Below are 1,303 nucleotides of genomic sequence, written 5' to 3'. Positions count from 1 at the left end.
TCCATCACCAAGGCGTTGTTGTTGAAGTGACCGATCTTATAGGCTACGGCAGATCCGTCGTACAGGTCCTTGATCACACTCAAATAAGCCTTGTTCCCAAGACCATAATGGAGGTGTGTGATATCCGTCACCCATTTCTGATTGGGCTGGCTCGCTGTGAATTCGCGATTCAAGATGTTGTCCTCGATGTTGACATAGCTGGTCTTCGTACAGTAGCCGTTCGACCGGCGGATAAAGGACCTCAGGTCGAGCTTGATCATCAGACGGCGGATCCGTTTGCGATTGTACTGCTTCTTGAACTGGCGGTTGATGAACGTGGTGATCCGTCGATAGCCCAGAATCCCTTGATGCTTGTTGAACATCTTTTTGATCTCCGTGAGGAGCCATTTATTTTCTACCTCTTGGTCAGTCGGCGTATGGTTCAGCCATTTGTAGTAACCGGATCGCGAGACGCCGAGCAGCTGGCAAAGCAGTTGGATCGGTATCTTCGTCTCATCATGGTAATCATGGATCGCCTGGAACCGATGTAGATGGCTGCCTATTCGCGCATTCTGTCCCTCCTTTCGATCTCCTTCAGCTTTTTTAAGAGGCCGTTCTCCGCCTCAAGGTATTGATTGCGATGGTCCAGTTCTTTGATGCGCAACTGCAACTTTTCCACTTCTGTCAGATTCGACTTTGATTCCAAGGTCTTACCGCGTCGATCGTGAAGTCCTGTCTCTCCATCAGCCTGATATTTCCGTACCCATCCATAGACCTGTTGATACGAGACCTGATATTTCTCCGCAGCCCCGTGATAGTCAAGGTCATGGGCGATGGCGAATTGGACGATCTCGATCCGTTCCTCAAATGTCGTCTTTCGTCCTCTGTTCATCTCTATACTTCCTTTACTAGTGGATTTTATCTCTTTTCCACTAGTGTAACGCTTGATCCACCTTTGTAAAACAGAGGAGGTTGAGATATTAAAACGAGCACAGGTTTCACTGAGGCTCCCTTGATCCGTCAGATAATACTCCACTGCCTGTCGTTTCAATGCTTGGGAGTAGGCTTTCCAAGTCTTTGATTCCTTTAATCCATCGATTCCATCTGATTGATATTTACGGATCCAAGCTTTGATGGTCTTTTCATCGATCTGATAATCTCTTGAGACCGCACCCACCGACTTCTTCTCATCTAAGACAGATAACACTGCTTTTAATTTTTCATCTAATGTATGGCCAGTCGTCCTTTTAGACACAAAAATGCCCCCTTCATAGTAGTAGAGAATTTTTATTATTTCTCTGTCTACTATGGAGGGAGCATATCA

At 46.4% G+C, this 1,303-nt stretch carries 2 protein-coding genes; both read right to left on the bottom strand.

Features of this window, described 5'->3' with window-relative positions; genetic code table 11:
* Positions 1-362: IS3 family transposase (locus tag JOD21_RS19185; RefSeq protein WP_204731103.1), on the bottom strand; the 362-nt coding region annotated here is incomplete at its 3' end.
* 176 nt (positions 363-538) lie between these two features.
* On the bottom strand, positions 539-1,234 hold the full coding sequence (locus tag JOD21_RS19585) for a helix-turn-helix domain-containing protein (RefSeq protein WP_204731102.1): 696 nt from the start codon (positions 1,232-1,234) through the stop codon (positions 539-541).
* Positions 1,235-1,303: the final 69 nt, after the last annotated feature.

Source organism: Jeotgalibacillus terrae (assembly GCF_016908195.1).
In the GTDB taxonomy this organism is placed as follows: Bacteria; Bacillota; Bacilli; order Bacillales; family Jeotgalibacillaceae; genus Jeotgalibacillus; species Jeotgalibacillus terrae.
This window is presented reverse-complemented; position numbering and strand designations above follow the sequence as displayed.